Source organism: Brevibacterium senegalense, from assembly GCF_000285835.1.
Classification (GTDB): domain Bacteria; phylum Actinomycetota; class Actinomycetes; order Actinomycetales; family Brevibacteriaceae; genus Brevibacterium; species Brevibacterium senegalense.
The window spans coordinates 422,912-424,263 of the sequence record NZ_HE978602.1 but is presented as its reverse complement, the minus strand read 5'-3'; the positions used below and the strand labels follow the sequence as shown (position 1 = coordinate 424,263).

Here is a 1,352-nt window from a genome sequence, read left to right as displayed (position 1 = left end):
GTGTGAGGGCTGGGGGACGGCCACGCGGATGCCTGTCGACACCAGCGGGGTGTGCACGCTCATGGTCGGCCCCTGCCCAGGGTGGCCGGGGGTGGGCTTGTCCATGTGGAAGGTCTCCACGAGTGTGGGCACGATCGTGGTCTTCCACAGCAGGGTCGATGTCTCAGGGGCACTCATGCTCAGCGGCTTGTGTGTGGGGGTGGTCAGGTTGCAGGCCTGCATGTGTTCGGACAGGGCGGCCCGGCTGGCGGCCAGCAGCTGCCAGTCCCGCTTGTTGCGGTCACGCTCACGGTCGATGTTCCGCCATGCGCGGGTGCGGGCCTCGTTCTCCCGGGTGATCCTGTTCTCCAGGCTGGCCAGCTGGGAGTCCTTCCACGCCTGGAACCGGTTCCGCTCGTCGGCCAGTGCGGTGCGCTGACGGGTGCGGACCTGTTCGACGTGCTCGTCCCACCGCTTCTCCTCGGCGAGGTACTCCGCCCACACCTGCGCATAAGCATCCTCAGGTGACAGCACCTGCGCGTCAGAAGCGCCAGTGGCGTCGGAGTCTCCCGAAACGTCGGAACTGTCCTGGCCTGACAGATGGGCGTGGAGTGTGTCGCGTGCTTGGGCGCGGGCAGGCGTATCGTCGGGGTGGCAGGCAGCGGTGAGGATGCCACCATCATCAACCGTGGGCGCAATGGTGGTGCTGGTGGTGCCTAAGGGGAGGATCCATTCGATCTCGTCGGCAGTGATCCGACGCATCCGCAACCGGCCTGCGGTTTTGGCCTGGTGGTGCCGGCGGCACAGGGGGTGGAGATTCGCGGGTTCGGTCCGCCCACCCTGTTCGGGGTTGTCGTGGTCGAAGGGCTCCCCGTGGTCGAGGTCGCAGTGCCGGGCAGGCCTCGCGCAGCCGGGAGCGGTGCAGGTCTGCCATTTCGAGGCGACCGCGATGCGGGTGGCCCGGTCGGGCTCGTATCGGTGGGCGACGTGGTCGAGGACGCGTCCGGTGGAGGGGTCGGTGAGCATCCGGTACCAGACTGTCGAGGTGGAGGCGATGGTGCGGGCCATGTCCGCCGGCACGGGGGTGTCGGCGATCATGCCGGGACGGTTGTCGAGTCCCATGAGGGTGGTCAGGGGGACGGTGACGACGACGGTGGCGTGTTTGCGCAGGATCGAGGCGTCATCGGGGAGGGACACCTCGACCCGATACCTGCCACCCACAGTGGCAGTGTCGTCACTGGCACCACCAGCGGCACTGGTCACGTCACCACTAGCAGCACCGATGCTGTCATCAGCAACAGCACTATTCGCGCCGTCGGCGTCGGAACCCTCGGTGGTGGTGTCGCCGTCGTTGCTGGTGGCGGATTGGAGGA

At 67.5% G+C, this 1,352-nt stretch carries 1 protein-coding gene; it reads right to left on the bottom strand.

Translation table 11 applies throughout. The annotated features are described in order from the left end of the window. Positions 1-1,200, bottom strand: a 1,200-nt coding sequence (locus HGBR_RS18830) for an HNH endonuclease signature motif containing protein (RefSeq protein WP_390620761.1), incomplete at its 3' end; no start/stop codon positions are given. Positions 1,201-1,352: the final 152 nt, after the last annotated feature.